The 18,175-nt window shown below is 65.1% G+C and carries 17 protein-coding genes; 6 read left to right on the top strand and 11 right to left on the bottom strand.

The annotated features are described in order from the left end of the window. A partial coding sequence (locus tag I6F36_RS19905) for a hypothetical protein (RefSeq protein WP_225171988.1) occupies positions 1-208 on the top strand: 208 nt, incomplete at its 5' end. A 288-nt stretch (positions 209-496) separates the two neighbouring features. On the opposite strand, the gene I6F36_RS19900 is transcribed toward I6F36_RS19905, so the two are convergent. The 10 genes from I6F36_RS19900 to I6F36_RS19855 all read right to left on the bottom strand — a co-directional run bounded on the left by I6F36_RS19900 (position 497) and on the right by I6F36_RS19855 (position 12,067). Continuing rightward, complete coding sequence (locus I6F36_RS19900; RefSeq protein ID WP_036002774.1) at positions 497-739, bottom strand: hypothetical protein; 243 nt, start codon at positions 737-739, stop codon at positions 497-499. Positions 740-822: 83 nt separating this feature from the next. Next, a complete protein-coding gene (locus I6F36_RS19895; RefSeq protein WP_036002763.1) occupies positions 823-1,209 on the bottom strand; it encodes a VOC family protein in 387 nt (128 codons plus the stop codon). Positions 1,210-1,233: 24 nt separating this feature from the next. Continuing rightward, a complete protein-coding gene (locus I6F36_RS19890) occupies positions 1,234-2,058 on the bottom strand; it encodes an FkbM family methyltransferase (RefSeq protein WP_225138504.1) in 825 nt (274 codons plus the stop codon). Positions 2,059-2,222: 164 nt separating this feature from the next. Next, positions 2,223-4,169 (bottom strand): ABC transporter ATP-binding protein/permease, encoded by a 1,947-nt coding sequence (locus tag I6F36_RS19885; RefSeq protein WP_036002757.1) that lies wholly within the window; start codon positions 4,167-4,169, stop codon positions 2,223-2,225. 54 nt (positions 4,170-4,223) lie between these two features. Beyond that, the gene (locus tag I6F36_RS19880) at positions 4,224-6,368 is read right to left on the bottom strand and encodes a hybrid sensor histidine kinase/response regulator (RefSeq protein WP_225130278.1); all 2,145 of its coding nucleotides are present in this window, start codon (positions 6,366-6,368) and stop codon (positions 4,224-4,226) included. 186 nt (positions 6,369-6,554) lie between these two features. Further along, positions 6,555-7,337 (bottom strand): succinate dehydrogenase iron-sulfur subunit, encoded by a 783-nt coding sequence (locus I6F36_RS19875; protein ID WP_036002750.1) that lies wholly within the window; start codon positions 7,335-7,337, stop codon positions 6,555-6,557. A gap of 42 nt (positions 7,338-7,379) precedes the next feature. After that, complete coding sequence (gene sdhA, locus I6F36_RS19870; RefSeq protein WP_036002747.1) at positions 7,380-9,215, bottom strand: succinate dehydrogenase flavoprotein subunit; 1,836 nt, start codon at positions 9,213-9,215, stop codon at positions 7,380-7,382. Between the two features lie 3 nt (positions 9,216-9,218). After that, positions 9,219-9,635, bottom strand: a complete 417-nt coding sequence (gene sdhD / locus I6F36_RS19865) for a succinate dehydrogenase, hydrophobic membrane anchor protein (protein WP_036002745.1) — start codon at positions 9,633-9,635, stop codon at positions 9,219-9,221. After that, positions 9,632-10,030, bottom strand: a complete 399-nt coding sequence (sdhC, locus tag I6F36_RS19860) for a succinate dehydrogenase, cytochrome b556 subunit (RefSeq protein WP_036002772.1) — start codon at positions 10,028-10,030, stop codon at positions 9,632-9,634. Before sdhC ends, sdhD begins: the two co-directional genes overlap by 4 nt. Positions 10,031-10,537: 507 nt before the next feature. After that, complete coding sequence (locus I6F36_RS19855) at positions 10,538-12,067, bottom strand: malonyl-CoA synthase (protein ID WP_109142022.1); 1,530 nt, start codon at positions 12,065-12,067, stop codon at positions 10,538-10,540. Between the two features lie 86 nt (positions 12,068-12,153). Between I6F36_RS19855 and I6F36_RS19850 the strand changes: the two genes are divergently transcribed. The 4 genes from I6F36_RS19850 (at position 12,154) to I6F36_RS19835 (ending at position 15,476) form a co-directional block, all read left to right on the top strand. Continuing rightward, the gene (locus I6F36_RS19850; protein WP_225171987.1) at positions 12,154-12,915 is read left to right on the top strand and encodes an SDR family oxidoreductase; all 762 of its coding nucleotides are present in this window, start codon (positions 12,154-12,156) and stop codon (positions 12,913-12,915) included. A gap of 341 nt (positions 12,916-13,256) precedes the next feature. Continuing rightward, entirely contained in the window at positions 13,257-13,811 is a 555-nt protein-coding gene (locus tag I6F36_RS19845; RefSeq protein WP_036024154.1) for a fasciclin domain-containing protein, read from the top strand. A gap of 182 nt (positions 13,812-13,993) precedes the next feature. After that, the gene (locus I6F36_RS19840; protein ID WP_225152250.1) at positions 13,994-14,623 is read left to right on the top strand and encodes a cytochrome b/b6 domain-containing protein; all 630 of its coding nucleotides are present in this window, start codon (positions 13,994-13,996) and stop codon (positions 14,621-14,623) included. Positions 14,624-14,693: 70 nt separating this feature from the next. Further along, positions 14,694-15,476 carry a molybdopterin-binding protein gene (locus I6F36_RS19835; RefSeq protein ID WP_128265845.1) on the top strand — a complete coding sequence of 261 codons (783 nt, stop codon included), beginning with the start codon at positions 14,694-14,696 and terminating at the stop codon, positions 15,474-15,476. A 119-nt stretch (positions 15,477-15,595) separates the two neighbouring features. Here the strand turns inward: I6F36_RS19835 and I6F36_RS19830 are convergent, their stop codons facing one another. Continuing rightward, a complete protein-coding gene (locus I6F36_RS19830; protein ID WP_036024151.1) occupies positions 15,596-16,798 on the bottom strand; it encodes a YbfB/YjiJ family MFS transporter in 1,203 nt (400 codons plus the stop codon). Between the two features lie 232 nt (positions 16,799-17,030). On the opposite strand from I6F36_RS19830, the gene leuB reads away from it, so the two are divergent. Next, on the top strand, positions 17,031-18,143 hold the full coding sequence (leuB, locus tag I6F36_RS19825) for a 3-isopropylmalate dehydrogenase (protein WP_225171986.1): 1,113 nt from the start codon (positions 17,031-17,033) through the stop codon (positions 18,141-18,143). Positions 18,144-18,175: the final 32 nt, after the last annotated feature.

The following is an 18,175-nucleotide window of genomic DNA, read 5'->3' as shown; positions in this document are numbered from 1 at the left end:
AGTTGTGTATAAGAGACAGGGCGGTGGCGGCGCTGCCGGGCGCGGCGGTGCTGCGGCCGGCGGAGGAGCTGCAGGCGGCTGGGGCGGTGCAGCCGCCGGCGGCGGAGCCGCGGGGCGTGCGGGTGCTGCAGGCGGCGCCGCGCCTGGCGGTCCCTTCGGCGGCTGCTTCGGTCTTCCGTCAGGGCCCGCGTCCTGCGGCTGGGCCTGAGCGACGACGAACGGCGCAGCGTCTTGCGCATGCGATGCGGTGTTGGCCAATTGCATCGCGGTCAGAGCCGTCGTCGCAAGCAGCACGAAACGAAGGTTGGTCATGTGGTGAACTTCCCCGGAAGGTTCTTTGTCGAAGTGTCGGGATGAACGGCTAAGCGTTAGGCCGCATTGTGGCGGGCGATGCAACTGCGACCCGATTTATTTCTGCACGCAAATCATCTCACTATGGCAACGTTCATTGCGCATTCAGACGCTGGTGGCAATCGCCTGACATTGCTTCGCTGCTTCACGCGTGATCGCGCGGCGGAATCGCATCCGTCGCAGGATTGGGCGTGAGCGGCCCGTTCGGTCCGCGCGATGGGATCTCCTCAGGCATGCGGCCCGGCAATTCGTCGGGCCGCGGCGGCGAGCCGGGCTCGCGCACCGGCGGGGTGATTTCGGGCTGCGGATTGCCGGGCGGGATTCCGGGCGGCGGCTCAGTTGGCGTACCGGGCGTCGACGGCGGAATCTCGGGCGGTTCAATCGGCATCGGCATCATCGGGATCGTTGTCCAGAGAACAACAACGAAGGTGCAGCACCGATGTTCCGCGTCACATCGCTTCGAAGACCGGATTATTCCGGCGTGTGACAGACCGCTTCGATATTGTGGCCGTCGGGGTCCAGCACGAAGGCGCCGTAATAGTTCGCGTGATAATGCGGGCGGATGCCGGGCGGGCCGTTGTCGCGGCCGCCGGCCGCCATCGCCGTCTTGTAGAACGCATCGACGGTGGCGCGGTCATTGGCGCGGATGGCGACATGCACCGGCTTGTTCATCGCGCCTTCGCCCCCGATCCAGAAATCGGGCTTGCCGTCGGCACCGAAGCCTGCAGCCGCAGCGTGTCCGGTCTGCTCGGCAGTGACCTCCATGATCAGGCTGTAGCCGAGCGGCGCCAGTGCCTTCGCATAGAACGCCTTGGCGCGCTCATAGTCGGAGACGGAGAATCCCAGATGATCGATCATCGCAACCTCCCTTGTTCGTACCCGTCAGCGGGACAAAAACGTATTGCTTCGTGTCTTGCGTGCGATCGTAAAGCCGCGCCCGACCATGTCGGCAATACAATCCTGCTGCCATTCGTTTTGTGACAGATGCTCGATCACCACCGCACGTGGCCAGAGCGATTGCGGCGCGTCGCGGAAGAAGCCGATCAGCACGCGGTCCTCAAAGCCCTCGACGTCGATCTTCAGCGAATCGACTTGGCCGACGCCGGCCTCCTCCAGAATGCGCACCAGGCGCAGCGACGGCACCTTGATGGCCTCGGCACTGGCCGTGCCGGTGACGACGTGGGTGGCGCCGAGATTGCCGCCGCCGCTCTCGATCATCAGCTCGCCGTCGCTGTCGCCCGCGGCGGCCTGCACCAGGCGCACCTGCGGCGTCTTCGATGCGGCGTGGTTGAACGAGAGCCGTCCGAAGGTCAGCGGATGCGGCTCGATCGCCACCACTTGTCCGGATGGCCCGACCTGCCGCGCCATCACCAGCGCAAAGGTGCCGACATTGGCGCCGACATCGACGAACGTGCCGCCCGCAGGGGTGTGCTGGCGCAGGAAGTCGAGCTCGTCGAGATTGTAGTCGGGATTGAACAGCGCACCGCGCTCGGTCGCGCTGCCCTGGTGATGGAAGCGGAACGAGGCGCCCTGATATTGCACGTCGACCGGGCCGCTGCGCAGCAGGTTGACCAGCCGCGACATCCACGGCCGGAACGCGCCGCGCTTCAGTCCCGACCGTTGAGCGAGGCGGATGATCGCAGCCTGCGCCGCATTGGGCGCAAACGCACCGAACGGCGCGGGCGAAGGGGCATTGTCGGACGTCAAGCAGCAGATCCTCGTTGCAGGCGGCGCATGCATAACCGGTTTTGACGAGGACTCCAACTTCAGGTCCGTAGCCCGGATGGAGCGCAGCGAAATCCGGGATTCTTGCTGACGGATAGATCTTCCCGGATTGTGCTGCGCTCCATCCGGGCTACACGCCGCGAACCTCACGCCGCCTTCTTGCGCTGCCGCAAGAACCGCCCCAGCAGCCTGCGCCGGCCCTTGCGCGGAATCAGGTCGATATCGCTGACGAGCTTGGCGCCGCCCTTGCGTCGCTCCAGCACGATCTTGCGGCTGTGGAAAGCCTCCAGCTCGGCGCGATGCGCGACGCTGACGATGGTCGCCTTCGGCAGCGCCTCGGTGATCATCTGCATCATCTTGTCCTGGCTCTTCTCGTCGAGCGCCGAGGTCGCCTCATCGAGCACGACGATGTCGGGGTTGTGCAGGAGCAGCCGCGCAAAGGCGAGGCGCTGCTTCTCGCCGCCCGACAAGGTCTGGTCCCACGGTGCCTCCTCCTCGATCTTCTCCTTGAGATGATCGAGGCCGACCTTGTGCAGGGCTGCGCCGATCTCGTCCAAAGTCCAGTGGTCGGCCGCGCCGGGATACGCGACCGCCCGCCGCAAGGAGCCGGAGGGCACATAGGGCCGCTGCGGCAGCATGAACAGCCGGCGATCGGCATGGAAATTCACGCTGCCGCCGCCCCACGGCCACAGCCCGGCGATGGCGCGCACCAGCGTGCTCTTGCCGGTGCCGGATTCGCCGGCGACCAGCAGCCGCTCGCCGGGCTCGATCACCACCTCGGTCTCGCCGACCACGGCGGTGCCGTCGTCGAGGGTGACCGAGAGATCCTTCAGCTCCAGCATGGCCTCGTTGCTGGTTTCGCCGCGCTTGATGCGGCCGAGGCCGTCGCCCTGCTCGGCGCGCTCGAGGCCGTCCAGCGACATCATCAGCGAGGCGATGCGCCGCGCACAGGCATTCCAGTCGGCGAGCCGCGGATAATTGTCGACCAGCCAGCCGAACGCGCTCTGCACGATGGTGAAGGCGGACGCGGCCTGCATCACCTGGCCCAGCGTCATGCTGCCGTCGAGGAACTTTGGCGCGCAGAGCAGAAGCGGCACGACCGGCGCAACGAGGCTCGATCCTTGCGACACCAGCGTGGTGCGCATGTGCTGGCCGGCAAGGCGCGCCCATTGCCGCAGCACGCTCGTGAAATTGCGATCGATGCCGTCGCGCTCCTCCTCCTCGCCGCCGAGCAGGGCGATGCTCTCGCCGTTCTCGCGCACGCGCGTCAGGGTGTAGCGGAACTCGGCTTCGGCCTGGTTCTTGCCCTCGGAGACCTGCACGAAGCGCCGGCCGATCACCACGATCGATCCGGATGCGATCGCGGCGTACAGCATCGCGGCGATCACGAGGAAGCCGGGAATGGTCACCGACGAACCGCCGAGCGTGACGGTAAGTGCCCCGCCGATGGTCCAGAGCACGACGATGAAGGTCGCGGCCGACAGCAGCGCCGACGTCACGCCGGCGAGGAAGTCGACGGGGGAGTCGGTCGCAATCCGCAAATCCTCCGCGATCCGGTATTCGGGATTCTTGTGGTCGCCGCCGACAAGGTTGAGCTGATAGTAGCGCCCGTTCTTGAGCCACCGTGTCAGCACGCTCGCCGTCAGCCAGGCGCGCCAGCGTCGCTGGATGCCCATGCGCGCGAACACCTGCACGACTGCGAGCACGATGCTGCCGATCGCGAGCGGGAAGAACATTGCGGTGAGATGGAAGACGCTCGCCGCATCGCGCTTCTCGATGGCGTCGAAGATCGCGCGATTCCAGACATTGATGCCGTATTGGAAGCCGACGGTCAGCACGATCAGCAGGCCGAGACCAACCGAGAACGGCCAGGCGAGGCGGTCGCCGTTGCGGCCCCAGAAGCCGCGGGCGCTGATCCAGAACCGTGTCAGCAGATAATCCTTGCGGACCTGCTCGGCTGCCTCGGGTGACAATTGGGGGTCGGGTTCGACCAGTTCGGGCGGCGGCGGTGTCACTTCGTCGCCGTTCTCGCCCTGGATGTCGATGATGGGCGGCTTCTTGCCCTTTTCACGCGTCGCGGCCGGCTTGTACATGAGCGGACAACGCCAAGGGAACTCGGCCGGTTCCCACGAGAGTTCCGCGTGCCCCTATTCGGCGGCGCCGTTCCTGACGCGCCGGATCCGCGCCGCCCGATGCAGAACGCGCGACAATTCCTCGATCGTATAAGGCTTTTGCACGAGGTCGCAGCCGCCTGTACCCTCCTGCGACAGGGCCTGGCTGTAGCCGGTGGTCAGCACGACCGGCACGCCGAGTCCGCGCTCGCGGATCGCCTGCGCCAGATCGAGCCCGGTCATGCCGGGCATCACCACGTCCGAGAACACGACATCGAAGCGGTCGGTGTCCACGACGAGCTCGGCGAGCGCGTCGGCCGCGTTGTCGACCAACGTGATGCTGTAGCCGAGCTCGGTGAGCCCGTCGGCGGCGAAATTGGCCAGCTCGATATTGTCCTCGACCACCAGCACCGACATGCCGCTGCCGGCCACCGCCGGCGCCGTGTTGGGAGCCTGGCGCTGCGGCAGCAGGCCCGGCGGCACGCGCGGCAGATAGAGCGAGAAGGTGCTGCCGTGCCCCACCTCGCTCGTCACGGTCACCTCGCCGCCGGATTGTCGGGCGAAGCCGAACACCTGGGACAGACCGAGGCCGGTGCCGCGGCCGACCTGCTTGGTGGTGAAGAACGGCTCGAAGATGCGGCCGAGCCGCGCGGCGGGAATGCCGACGCCGGTGTCGCTGACGGTGACGCGGACGAAGCCGTGGTCTGGGCTGGCCGAAAGCTGCACCAGCGCGTCCGGAACGGTCGTCGTGGCCTCGACCCTGAAAACGATTCGCCCCTGGCCTTGCATGGCATCGCGCGCATTGGTCGCCATGTTGATCAGGGCCGTCTCGAACTGGCTGGCATCGGCATTGACGAGGCACGGTTCCGCCGGCAGTTGCATGACGATCTCGATCGCGGGGCCCAGTAGCGTGGCGAGCATGTCGTGCAGCGACTGCACCCGTGCGCCGACGTCGAACACCTCCGGCTTGAGGGTCTGGCGCCGCGCAAAGGCGAGCAATTGCGAAGTCAGCTTGGCCGCACGCGCCACCGAATCGGCAATGGCCGTGATGTAGCGTTGTCGCCGCTCCTCCGTCAGCTGCGGACGGTTCAAGAGATCGACCGAAGCACGGATCACCGTCAGGAGGTTGTTGAAGTCGTGCGCGACGCCGCCGGTGAGCTGGCCGAGCGCTTCCAGGCGCTGGCTGTGCTTGAGCGCCTCCTCGGCCTCGCGCCGCTTTGCAGCTTCGGCCTGAAGGTGCTGGGTACGCCGCAGAGCGAGCACCAGCAGCAGGAACAGCAGCGCGGTGGCGGGAATGCCGAACACCAGATGCTGGCCGATGGTGGCGAGCCAGCGTGCGCGGATCGCAGAGGTCTCCAATCCGGCGCTGACATAGATCGGATATTCGGCGACGCGCCGGTAGGCGATGCGCCGCTCGATACCGTCCGAGGGCCAGGCGACCGTGATGAGGCCGTGCACGGGCTGGGTCGCGATCTTCTGGCCCACCGGTCCGGTCGGATCGAGCCGAAGCTCGTGGTCGAGCCGGGGAAAATGCGCGAGCATTGCGCCGTCGGTGCGCCCCATCGCGAAGAAGTTGCCGGGATCGGTGCCGATCCTGGCATAGAAGCTTTCGAAATATTCCGGCAACACGGAGGCCTGGATCACGCCGATGAAGCGACCGTCGTCGGACTCGCGGCGGCGGCTGACGCCGAAGAATCGGGCGCCCTGATAGGGCGGTCGTGGCGTCAGCGCCGTGCCGATGAACGTGCCGATGCTCTGGTCCACATGGGAATAGAAGTAATCGCGGTCGGCAAAGCTCAGGTCCGGCGGCGGCGAGACGAGGCTGTTGACCAGCGCCTTTCCGTTCGCGTCGAAGATCCAGGCCGATTTGAGCTGCGGCAGCGAATCGGTCAGCCGCTTCAGCCGGCGATGCAGCGTCGGCTCGCGCTCGCGGATGATGCCGTCGGGCAGACCGCGCACGACCTCGTTGAGCTCGGCGAGGCTGCGGTCGATGGTCTCGAAGACCTTGAGCGCGTGCTCATGGGCGACATCGACCGTGCGCTCGATCTCGCGGTCGGCGGTATCGTTGGTCGATGTGTAGGAGATCGCGGCGGCGACGACGAACAGCCCAATCGGCAGCGCCAGGGATGCCGCCATCATCCACTGCAACAGCCTCAGCGAGTTGCGTTGCGCCCTCTGCACAGTCGCTCCGTCCCTGACGGGAGCTTAACTGAATCCCGCGCAAGGAAGGAAGCAGCTTGTGCTGGAACCGTTGGTTGCGAGCCACAAATTTGCGCGTCGAGCGGGTCAGAGAAAAATTCTGCTCGAATTAACGGCAAATGCAGAACACCCCGGCCGGTTTAGCCGGGGCGGAAGGGGGACTTCGTCTCAGATCTGGCGTTCGACCATCTTGAGCTTGAGCTCGGCGATGGCTTCGGCCGGGTTGAGGCCCTTCGGGCAGGCCTTGGCGCAGTTCATGATGGTGTGGCAGCGATAGAGCCGGAACGGGTCCTCGAGATTGTCGAGCCGCTCGCCGGTGGCCTCGTCGCGCGAATCCGAGACCCAGCGGTTGGCCTGGAGCAGCGCGGCGGGGCCGAGATAGCGCTCGCTGTTCCACCAATAGCTCGGGCAGGAGGTCGAGCAGCAGGCGCAGAGGATGCACTCGTAGAGGCCGTCGAGCTTCTCGCGGTCCTCGTGGCTCTGGCGCCATTCCTTCTGCGGTGTCGGCGAGGTCGTCTTCAGCCAGGGCTCCACAGAGGCGTATTGCGCGTAGAAATTGGTGAGGTCGGGGACGAGGTCCTTGACCACCGGCTGATGCGGCAGCGGGTTGATCTTCACCGCGCCGTCCTTCACGTCGTGCATCGACTTGGTGCAGGCCAGCGTGTTCTGGCCGTCGATGTTCATCGCGCAGGAGCCGCAGACGCCTTCACGGCAGGAGCGGCGGAAGGTCAGCGACGGGTCGATGTGGTTCTTGATCCAGATCAGGCCGTCCAGCACCATCGGGCCGCAATCATTGGTGTCGATGTAATAGGTATCGACGCTTGGATTCTTGCCGTCGTCCGGATTCCAGCGATAGACCTTGAACTCGCGGAGCTCGGTCGCGCCCGGGGGCTTCGGCCAGGTCTTGCCGCCAGTGATCTTGGAGTTCTTCGGAAGTGCGAATTCAACCATTCGATTAAGGCCTTCGCTGTTCGATCAATACAGGCGCGACGTTTAGTAAACGCGAGCTTTGGGCGGGATGTACTGCACGTCGTTGGTCATGGTGTAGTTGTGAACCGGGCGATACTCGATCCTGACCTTGCCGGCATCGTCCAGCCAGGCCAGCGTGTGCTTCATCCAGTTCTTGTCGTCGCGCTCGGAGAAGTCCTCGCGGGCATGGGCGCCGCGGCTCTCGGTGCGGTTGGCGGCCGAGTTCATCGTCACCACCGCCTGCGAGATCAGATTGTCGAACTCCAGCGTCTCGACGAGGTCCGAATTCCAGACCAGCGAGCGGTCGGAGACGGCGATGTCGGTGATGCCGCTGTGGACCTTCGCGATCAGGTTCTGGCCTTCGCTCAGCACTTCGCCGGTGCGGAACACGGCGCAATTGTTCTGCATCACGTGCTGCATGCCTTCGCGCAGCTTCGCGGTCGGCGTGCCGCCTGAGGCGTAGCGGTAATGGTCGAGGCGACCGAGCGCCATCTCGGCCGAGTTCGTCGGCAGCTCGGGCTGCTTGGCGTTGGGTGTGAGCTTTTCGGCCAGGCGCAACGCGGCGGCGCGGCCGAACACGACGAGGTCGATCAGCGAGTTGGAGCCGAGGCGGTTGGCGCCGTGCACGGAGACGCAGGCCGCTTCGCCGATCGCCATCAGGCCGGGGATCACCGCGTTGTCGTCGCCGTCCTTCTTGGTCAGCACCTCGCCGTGATAGTTCGTGGGGATGCCGCCCATGTTGTAATGCACGGTCGGCACGATCGGGATCGGCTCGCGCGTCACGTCGACGTTGGCGAAGATCTTGGCCGATTCCGAGATGCCCGGCAGGCGTTCGGCGAGCACGGCGGGATCGAGATGGTCGAGATGCAGGAAGATGTGGTCCTTCTTCTTGCCGACGCCGCGTCCCTCGCGGATCTCGATGGTCATCGCGCGCGAGACCACGTCGCGCGAGGCGAGGTCCTTGGCCGACGGCGCATAGCGCTCCATGAACCGCTCGCCTTCGGCGTTGACGAGATAGCCGCCTTCGCCGCGCGCACCCTCGGTGACGAGACAGCCCGAGCCGTAGATGCCGGTCGGATGGAACTGCACGAACTCCATGTCCTGCATCGGCAGGCCGGCGCGCAGCACCATGCCGCCGCCATCGCCGGTGCAGGTGTGCGCCGAGGTGCAGGAGGCATAGGCGCGGCCATAGCCGCCGGTCGCCAGGATCGTGGTCTGGGCGCGGAAACGGTGCAGCGTGCCGTCGTCGAGCTTGAGCGCGATGACGCCGCGGCAGGTGCCCTGGTCGTCCATGATCAGGTCGATGGCGAAGAACTCGATGAAGAACTCGGCCGCGTGGCGCAGCGACTGGCCGTACATCGTGTGCAGCATGGCGTGGCCGGTGCGGTCGGCGGCGGCGCAGGTGCGCTGCGCCTGGGCCTTGCCGAACTCGGTGGTCATGCCGCCGAACGGACGCTGGTAGATCTTGCCGTCCTCGGTGCGCGAGAACGGCACGCCCCAATGCTCGAGCTCGTAGACCGCGTCGGGCGCGTTGCGCACCATGTATTCGATCGCGTCCTGGTCCCCGAGCCAGTCCGACCCCTTCACGGTGTCGTACATGTGCCAGCGCCAGTCGTCCTTGTGCATGTTGCCGAGCGAAGCGGAGATGCCGCCCTGCGCCGCGACCGTGTGCGAACGGGTCGGAAACACCTTGGTGATGCAGGCGGTGCGGAGGCCGGCTTCGCTGCAGCCGACGACGGCGCGCAGGCCGGCACCGCCGGCGCCGACCACGACGACGTCGTAGGTATGGTCTTCGATCGGATAGGCTTTTCCGTTGGTGGCGGGAGCGCCGTTGCCCTTGCCATTGGTCTCAGCGGCCATGGGTTACACTCCGGAAGAAAGCTTCAGGATCGCGTAGGTCGAGGCGAGCGCCACGGCGACCGAGAAGAAATTGTTGAGCATGATCGCGGTGAGCTTGAGCTTCTCGTTATGGACGTAGTCCTCGATCACCACCTGCATGCCGATCTTCATGTGCCAGGCGCTGGCGAAGATGAAGAGGAGCAGGATCACCGCAACGGGAATGGAGCTCAGGGTCTGCGCCGCGTAGACCTGGTTGCGGCCGAGCAGCATCATGATGATGACCAGCGCCGGGATCATCAGCAGCGTCATGGCGACGCCGGTGATGCGCTGGCGCCAGAAATCGGACGTGCCGGAATGCGCGGCGCCGAGATTGCGGACGCGCCCGAGCGGGGTGCGCATCGAGGGACGCTTCGGAGAGCCGTGGGACTCGTCAAAGCTCATCGGCCGCCTCCGTTCGCATAGGCGATGATCCAGATCAGCACCGTCAGTGCGATGCCGCCGACCAGGGCGCCCCAGGTCAGCGCTTCGCGCTCATTGGCCTTGAAGCCGTAGCCGAGATCCCAGACGAAATGCCGGATGCCGCTGAGCATGTGGTGCATCAGGGCCCAGGTGTAGCCGAACACGATGAGCCGGCCGAGGATGCTGCTGGAGAAGGCCTGGACATGGGCATAGGCGGCCGGGCCGGAGGCCGCGGCAACCAGCCACCAGACCAGCAGCAGGGTTCCGACGTAAAGGGCGATACCGGTGGCGCGGTGGACGATGGACAGAGCCATCGTCAGCGTCCAGCGATAGGTTTGGATGTGCGGCGAAAGCGGTCGTTCGATCCGTGCGGTCATGGGCGGCTTTTGATGTTTGTTGCGGCCCAGCATGGGGCGCGCGGGGATCGCGAAAGGTGGGCTCTATTTACGGAGTCGATCTGGCCTGCGCAATCACCAAATCGCCATAAACCGAATTGTGGTTCAGCTCTATGGCCTTGATGAACCAAGGCCAATCAGGTCTTGGTATACCAGCCTATCGGTCCGCCAACGAACATAGGAATCCAAATTCATCTCTTTGGCGCGAGCGTACGGCGCATTGAAATCGCTATTGGAACGCCTCTAAGCCGCCTTGGGCCCGTGCGGCCGCAACGTGCGAGGGACGATGCCGAGGGTAAACCGTCCCGGCTGCGACCCACCGCGACTCCCGGCACGCGCACCGGTTCCCGCGCTCCGGGCGGATATGCGCACCCTGCATTCCACCCCAGCCCGACCGTGCGACGTGTCAGGTGCTATCTGTTGGTCTCGGCAGCCGGCTTGCTTCGTCGCAAGAGCTCCTCGCAATGACGCCGACAGAGCGGAGCTCTCTCACTTCTTCGCGTAAATATCCTTGTACGTTTCGCGCAGCACGTTCTTCTGCACCTTGCCCATCGTATTGCGCGGTAGCTCGTCGACCACGAAGACCCGCTTCGGCATCTTGAATTTCGCGAGGCGCCCGTCGAGGCCCTTCAGCACGGCCGCTTCATCGATGCTCGCGCCGGGCTGGCGCACCAGCACGGCCGTGACGCCCTCGCCGAAATCGGCGTGCGGCACGCCGATCACGGCCGACTCCACCACGCCAGGCATGGCGTCGATCTCGCTCTCGATCTCCTTCGGGTAGACGTTGAAGCCGCCGGAAATGACGAGATCCTTGCCGCGTCCGAGGATGTGCACGTAACCCTTGGCGTCGATCTTGCCGAGATCGCCGGTGATGAAGAAGCCGTCGGGCCGGAATTCGGCCTTGGTCTTCTCCGGCATGCGCCAATAGCCCTTGAAGACGTTCGGCCCCTTCACCTCGATCATGCCGATTTCGTCGCGCGGCAGCTCTTTCGCTGTCTCGGGATCGGTCACGCGCACGGAGACGCCCGGCAGCGGAAAGCCGACCGCGCCGGGCACGCGCTCGCCGTCATACGGGTTCGACGTGTTCATGTTGGTCTCGGTCATGCCGTAGCGCTCGAGCACGGCATGGCCCGTGCGCGCCGACCATTCGCGATGGGTGTCGGCGAGCAGCGGCGCCGAACCCGAGATGAACAGACGCATGTGCTTCGTCGTCTCGTGCGACAGCGCAGGGTTCTGCAGCAGGCGGGTGTAGAAGGTCGGCACGCCCATCAACACCGTGGCGCGCGCCATCAGCTTGATGATCAGGTCCGGATCGAGCTTCGGCAGGAAGATCATCGACGCCCGGGCGAACAGCGTCACGTTGGTCGCCACGAACAGGCCGTGGGTGTGGTAGATCGGCAGCGCGTGGATCAGGACGTCCTTGTCGGTGAAGCGCCAATAGTCGACGAGCGAGAGCGAGTTAGACGCGAGATTGTCATGCGTCAGCATCGCGCCCTTGGAGCGGCCGGTGGTGCCCGAGGTGTAGAGGATCGCGGCAAGATCGTCGCTTTCACGCGGCACCGTCGTGAATTCGCGGCTCGCTTTGTCGGCGGCCTCCGTCAGCGAGCCCTTGCCGTCAGCCCCGAGCGTCTCGACCTTCGCCCTCACCTTGCCTGCGATCGGCGCGAGCCCCTCCGCCTTGGCAGGATCGCAGACCACCAGCGACGGCTCGGCATCGCCGATGAAGTAGTCGAGCTCGTTCAGCGTATAGGCCGTGTTCAGCGGCAGATAGACCGCGCCGGCGCGCACCGTGCCGAGATACAGCACGATATTGGCGACCGACTTCTCCACCTGTACCGCGACGCGGTCGCCCGGCTTCACGCCGCGCGCGACCAGCACGTTCGCCATCTGGCCCGCGCGCGCGATCAGATCGCCATAGCTGATATGGGCGCCGTCATGCGTCTCGATCGCGAGCCGCTTCGGATCGGCGAGGCCCTCGAACAGGCGGGAAAACAAATTGGCGTTGGCAGCTTGGTTCATGCAACATTCCTCGCCGGCACAGGCCGGTCAAAACCGCGGGCTGGATTAGCAAAAACCGCCCCGATCAAGCAACGGAGACAGTTTGCATGTCAAAAAGCGGGAAACGCGTGGCCTGGGTCACGGGTGGCGGCAGCGGGATCGGGGAGGCTGGCGCCGAGGCGTTAGCTGCCGACGGCTGGACGGTGGTGGTGTCCGGACGGCGGCAATCAGCCCTGGACGCCGTGGTGGCGAAGATCAGCAGTGCAGGTGGCGCGGCCGAGGCCATTGCGCTCGACGTCGCCAGCGCGGCCGCAGCCCAGAAGGCAGCCGATCAGATTGTCGCGAAGCACGGCCGCATCGACCTGCTCGTCAACAATGCCGGCATCAATGTCCCCAAGCGCAGCTGGAAGGACATGGAGCTGGAGGGCTGGGACAGACTGGTCCAGGTCAATCTCAACGGCGTGCTTTATTGCATGCGCGCCGTGCTGCCGACGATGCGCCAGCAGCAGGACGGTTCCATCATCAACGTCTCGTCCTGGGCCGGCCGTCACGTCTCGAAGATGCCGGGCCCGGCCTACACCACCACTAAGCACGCGGTGCTGGCACTGACCCATTCCTTCAACATGGACGAATGCGTCAACGGCCTGCGCGCCTGCTGCCTGATGCCGGGCGAGGTGGCGACGCCGATCCTGAAGCTGCGCCCCGTGGTGCCGAGCGAAGCGGAGCAGGCGAAGATGCTGCAGCCCGAAGATCTCGGCCGCACCATCGCCTTCATCGCGAGCATGCCGGCGAGAGTCTGCATCAACGAAGTGCTGATCAGCCCGACGCATAATCGCGGGTTCATTCAGACCCCGAACAACAGGGATTGAGGCGAGGACACTGCCTCAACGGGCACGCCGTCGCAGGATGGGCAAAGGCGCGAAGCGCCGTGCCCACCATCTCTCTCCGCATTTGCGTTTGGTGGGCACGCTTCGCTTTGCCCACCCTACTGCTTCGCTACGCTTGTCCGGGTGCTCTCGTTCGCACACGAACATCCCCGCCGATAGTTTCACCCATCACAAAGAATTTTTCCCCGAAACCGCACCTGAAACCCTCCCGTAGTTCGGTCCAACGACGGCACTGCTGCATCACCCTCAACTGTCGCAGGCGCCGTTGTTGCCCAAGTCAACGCCGGCCATCGCCGGTCTCAATTCAATCGGGAGACTCTCTCATGTCGAAGCGCATTGCCTATCTCGCTGCCGCCGCCTTCAGCGCCCTGGCCCTCACCGCGACCGTCGTCGCGCCCGCCAGTGCCGAGGAAAAGACCGTCATGGTCGGCGGCGCCGCGATGTACCCGTCCAAGAACATCGTCCAGAACGCGGTCAACTCCAAGGATCACACCACGCTGGTGGCGGCGGTGAAGGCGGCCGGCCTGGTGCCGACGCTCGAAGGCAAGGGCCCGTTCACGGTGTTCGCGCCGACCAACGCCGCCTTCGGCAAGCTGCCGGCCGGCACCGTCGACAACCTGGTCAAGCCCGAGAACAAGGCAACGCTGACCAAGATCCTCACCTACCATGTCGTGCCCGGTAAGCTCGCGGCTTCCGACCTCACCGACGGCAAGAAGCTGAAGACCGCCGAAGGCGAGGAGCTGACGGTGAAGAAAATGGACGGCAAGGTCTGGATCGTCGACGCCAAGGGCGGCACCTCGATGGTGACGATCACCAACGTCAACCAGTCGAACGGCGTGATCCATGTGGTCGATACCGTGCTGATGCCGGCGACGTAACACCGCGCGATCCTGTTTCATCCCCGAACAGGACGTCCTCAGACCGCGAGCCGGGGATACCCGGCTCGCTCTTTTGTGACCACAATAGCCTCACGACATCGATTCGATGGCGAACGGGATGTAACGAAAGCCGAAACACCGGCGTATAATCGCTGTCACACGCCCTCAGGATGGAACCCGCCATGGCGAGCCTCACAGTCACCGACGAGCAGGTCACGGCCACCAAGTCCAAAGTGATCCAGCCGGCCTGGGTGCGGGTCATGCATTGGATCAACGCGCTCGCCATGATCCTGATGATCCTGTCGGGCTGGCAGATCTACAACGCCTCGCCGCTGTTCGACTTCCGCTTTCCGCGCGAGTACACGCTGGGCGGCTGGCTCGGCGGCGGCCTGCTCTGGCATTTTGCGGCGATGTGGCTGCTGATGATCAACGGCTTCGCCTATCTCGTCACCGGCATCGCCACCGGCCGCTTCCGCAAGAAGCTGCTGCCGATCACGGCATCGGGCGTGCTCCACGACGTCAGGGCGGCGCTGACCTTTAAGCTCGGCCATGACGATCTCACCGTCTACAATTACGTGCAGCGGCTGCTCTATGCCGGCATCATCGTGGTCGGCGTGCTGATCGTGCTGTCGGGCCTTGCGATTTGGAAGCCCGTGCAGCTCTATTATCTCGTGATGCTGTTCGGCGATTATCCGGCCGCGCGCTATGTCCACTTCTTCTGCATGGCCGCGATCTGCGCGTTTCTGGTCGTCCACGTCTTGCTTGCGCTGCTCGTGCCGAAGAGTCTGCGCGCGATGATCATCGGTCGCTAGAGCATGATCCGGAAAAGTGTGAAGCGGTTTTCCGACAAGATCATGCTCAAAATGGATATGTGAGGAGAACATGGCCAAACGTCCGTTCCTGATCCCCGGCGTCGACAAGCGGCTGCTGATCAAGGATTCCATCAAGACCATGCCTGATCTCGCCCGGCGCCGCTTCATCGCGGGCGGTGCGAGCCTGGGTGCGCTGACGCTGCTCACGGGTTGCGATGTGATCGATTCGTCTTCGGCCGAGACCATGCTGGCGAAGGTCTCGAAGTTCAACGACGCGGTGCAGGCCTGGATGTTCAATCCCGACGCGCTGGCGCCGACCTTCCCCGAAAGCGCGATCACCAAGCCCTTCCCGTTCAACGCCTATTACGATCTCGACGACGCGCCCGATATCTCGGCCGCGGATTGGAAGCTCGAGGTGCGCGGCCTCGTCGACAACAAAAAGTCCTGGACGCTGGACGAGCTCCATCGATTGCCGCAGGTCACGCAGATCACGCGTCACATCTGCGTCGAGGGCTGGAGCGCGATCGGCAGCTGGACCGGCACGCCCTTGCGCGATTTCCTGAAGCTTATCGGCGCCGATACGCGCGCGAATTATGTCTGGTTCCAGTGCGCCGACAAGGACGGCTACAACTCGCCGCTTGACATGCGCAGTGCGCTGCATCCGCAGACCCAGATGACGTTCAAATACGCAAACGAGATCCTGCCGCGCGCCTACGGCTTTCCGATGAAGATCCGCGTGCCGACCAAGCTCGGCTTCAAGAACCCGAAATACGTGGTCTCGATGGAAGTCACCAACGATTACAAGGGCGGCTATTGGGAAGACCAGGGATATAATTCGTTCAGCGGGAGCTAGCTCCGCTGTCGTAGGGTGGATTAGCCGAGCGGCTGCGCGAAGCGCAGTCGGTGGGCGTAATCCACCATACTTCCGCAGTTGCCGAGCGAAGTTGGTGGATTACGCTTCGCTAATCCACCCTACGGCACCGATTGCTTGGCCGGCCCCACCTTCCGCTGGCACAACGCCGCCACCGCGCCCAGCGCCAATAGCGCCGCCGACACATTCAGCGCGTAACTCAGGCTCCCCAGCGCATCGGTGATCGCGCCGACCACGATCGGCCCGAGCGTCTGGCCGACGCCGAACGAGATCGTCATCGCCGCGATCGCGGTCGGCCACACCTCTGGCGGATAGTTGAAGCGGACGAAGGCGGTGGTCGAGCCGACCACGGCGAAAAAGGCGACGCCGAACACGATCGCGGAGACCGCGAGCCAGGCCGGCGAATGCCCGAGCATCGGCAGCGCTGCGCCAGCTGCGTTGGTGCCGAGGATGATGGCGGTGGCGAGCCCGCCGCGGTCGAGCGCCAGCACGCCGCGCCAGGCCCAGGGCGTCACGAACGCAGATAGACCGATCAACCCCCAGAACGCCGCCTGCGCCGCGGCCCCGCCGCCGCCGTCGCGCACATAGGCGATCATGAAGGTCATGTAGGCGATGTAGCCGGCGCCGAACAGGAAATAGCCGGCCAGATAAATCAGCACCGGCAGGATCGCGAACGAGGCATGACCGCCTTCGGAGAAGCGCGCGCCGCTCTCGATGCGGATCAGGAACAGCGGGATCGTCATCGCGACCGACAGCAGCGTCAGCGCCCACCACACGATCCACCACGAGCCCGGCCCGAAATATTGCAGCGTGAACGGGGCGATCAGCCCCGAGGACAGAATGCCGATGCCGGGTCCGGCATAGAACAGGCTGAGCAGAAAGTTGGCCCGTTCGGGCCGCGACTGGGCGATGGTGGCGGCGAGCGCGCCGCCGGCGACGAAGCCGGCCGCCGCGCCCAGGCCCAGCACCAGGCGCGCCAGGCTCAGCGCGACGAAATCCCCCGTCAGAGCGCAGGTGGCGAGCGCTGCGACGCAGGCAATTGTTCCGCCGCGGATCGCGGCGGCCCAGCCGACGCGCCGGATCAGGCGGGACGCCACCAGCGCGCCCACGAGATAGCCGACGGCGTTGATCGTGTTCATGAAACCGGCCGCCGAGTAGGACCAGCCGAGGTCCTCCCGCATGTCCGGCAGCACCAGCGCATAGGCAAAGCGGCCGATGCCGAGCCCGACGGTGGCTGCCAGCGACAGGGTCAGGATCAGCCGCGCGGGGTGTGCGTCGGGCAGGGGGCGATCAGGTGCGTGCAAGGGGTACTCCGGCCTGTCCAGTGTGGCAGGCCCCGCCGGCCTTGCACAGCCGCAGCGCGGCAATGGTGTCTTGCCAAGCGCGCAACGCCGCTCTAGCACTCCGGCGCCGTCATTCCGGCGCGCGCGAAGCGCGAGCCCGGAATCCATAACCCCGGCTGGTGGCTATGGATTCCGGGCCCGCGCTAAGAGGCGCGTCCCGGAATGACGAGAGAGGATCGAAAAGGACACGACCATGGCGACCCACAAACTGCTGCTGCTTCCCGGCGACGGTATCGGCCCCGAGGTGATGGGCGAGGTGAAGCGGCTGATCGACTGGCTCAATTCGGCCGGGATCGCCAAGTTCGAGACCGACACCGGCCTCGTCGGCGGCTCCGCCTATGACGCGCACAAGGTGTCGATCTCCGAAGGCGACATGGCCAAGGCCAAGGACGCCGACGCCGTGATCTTCGGCGCGGTCGGCGGTCCGAAGTGGGATGCCGTGCCTTACGAGGTGCGCCCGGAAGCCGGCCTCTTGCGCCTGCGCAAGGATCTCGCGCTGTTCGCCAACCTCCGTCCCGCCGTGTGCTATGCGGCGCTGGCGGATGCTTCCAGCCTGAAGCGCGAGGCGGTCGAGGGCCTCGACATCGTCATCGTGCGTGAGCTCACCGGCGGCGTCTATTTCGGCGAGCCGAAGACCATCACCGATCTCGGCAACGGCCAGAAGCGCGCCATCGATACCCAGGTCTACGATACCTATGAGATCGAGCGCATCGGCCGCGTCGCCTTCGAGCTTGCCCGGAAGCGCAAGAACAAGGTGACGTCGATGGAGAAGCGCAACGTCATGAAGTCGGGCGTGCTCTGGAACGAGGTCATGACTCAGGTCCACAAGCGCGAATACCCCGATGTCACGCTCGAGCATCAGCTCGCCGATTCCGGCGGCATGATGCTGGTGAAATGGCCGAAGCAGTTCGACGTCATCGTGACGGACAATCTGTTCGGCGACATGCTCTCCGACATCGCGGCGATGCTCACGGGCTCGCTCGGCATGCTGCCCTCGGCCTCGCTCGGCGAGGTCGACGTCAAGACCAAGAAGCGCAAGGCGCTGTACGAGCCCGTGCACGGCTCGGCCCCCGATATCGCCGGCAAGGGCCTCGCCAATCCCATCGCGATGATCTCGTCCTTCGGCATGGCGTTGCGCTATTCTTTCGACATGGGCGATCTCGCCGACAAGGTCGACCAGGCCATCGCTGCCGTGCTGGCCAGCGGCCTGCGCACCGCCGACATCAAGTCGGAAGGCACCACGGTCGCTTCCACCACGCAGATGGGCGAAGCGATCCTGAAGGAATTGCAGAAGCTGCACGCGTAAGGCGGGAAGAATCGTAGCCTGGATGGAGCGAA

This window comes from Bradyrhizobium sp. BRP19, from assembly GCF_020194195.1.
Taxonomy (GTDB): Bacteria; Pseudomonadota; Alphaproteobacteria; order Rhizobiales; family Xanthobacteraceae; genus Bradyrhizobium; species Bradyrhizobium yuanmingense.
The sequence above is the reverse complement of the archived record's forward strand: the minus strand, read 5'-3'. Positions and strand labels throughout refer to the sequence as shown.

What these genes read in the sequence shown, in the direction of transcription:
- I6F36_RS19835 (WP_128265845.1), top strand. Translation starts at nt 14,694, where the DNA reads ATGGCCAAACGTCCGTTCCTGATCCCCGGCGTCGACAAGCGGCTGCTG.
- sdhA (WP_036002747.1), bottom strand. Translation starts at nt 9,215, where the DNA reads ATGGCCGCTGAGACCAATGGCAAGGGCAACGGCGCTCCCGCCACCAAC.
- I6F36_RS19845 (WP_036024154.1), top strand. Translation starts at nt 13,257, where the DNA reads ATGTCGAAGCGCATTGCCTATCTCGCTGCCGCCGCCTTCAGCGCCCTG.
- I6F36_RS19850 (WP_225171987.1), top strand. Translation starts at nt 12,154, where the DNA reads ATGTCAAAAAGCGGGAAACGCGTGGCCTGGGTCACGGGTGGCGGCAGC.
- I6F36_RS19885 (WP_036002757.1), bottom strand. Translation starts at nt 4,169, where the DNA reads ATGTACAAGCCGGCCGCGACGCGTGAAAAGGGCAAGAAGCCGCCCATC.
- I6F36_RS19840 (WP_225152250.1), top strand. Translation starts at nt 13,994, where the DNA reads ATGGCGAGCCTCACAGTCACCGACGAGCAGGTCACGGCCACCAAGTCC.
- sdhD (WP_036002745.1), bottom strand. Translation starts at nt 9,635, where the DNA reads ATGAGCTTTGACGAGTCCCACGGCTCTCCGAAGCGTCCCTCGATGCGC.
- I6F36_RS19895 (WP_036002763.1), bottom strand. Translation starts at nt 1,209, where the DNA reads ATGATCGATCATCTGGGATTCTCCGTCTCCGACTATGAGCGCGCCAAG.
- leuB (WP_225171986.1), top strand. Translation starts at nt 17,031, where the DNA reads ATGGCGACCCACAAACTGCTGCTGCTTCCCGGCGACGGTATCGGCCCC.
- sdhC (WP_036002772.1), bottom strand. Translation starts at nt 10,030, where the DNA reads ATGACCGCACGGATCGAACGACCGCTTTCGCCGCACATCCAAACCTAT.
- I6F36_RS19900 (WP_036002774.1), bottom strand. Translation starts at nt 739, where the DNA reads ATGCCGATTGAACCGCCCGAGATTCCGCCGTCGACGCCCGGTACGCCA.
- I6F36_RS19875 (WP_036002750.1), bottom strand. Translation starts at nt 7,337, where the DNA reads ATGGTTGAATTCGCACTTCCGAAGAACTCCAAGATCACTGGCGGCAAG.
- I6F36_RS19855 (WP_109142022.1), bottom strand. Translation starts at nt 12,067, where the DNA reads ATGAACCAAGCTGCCAACGCCAATTTGTTTTCCCGCCTGTTCGAGGGC.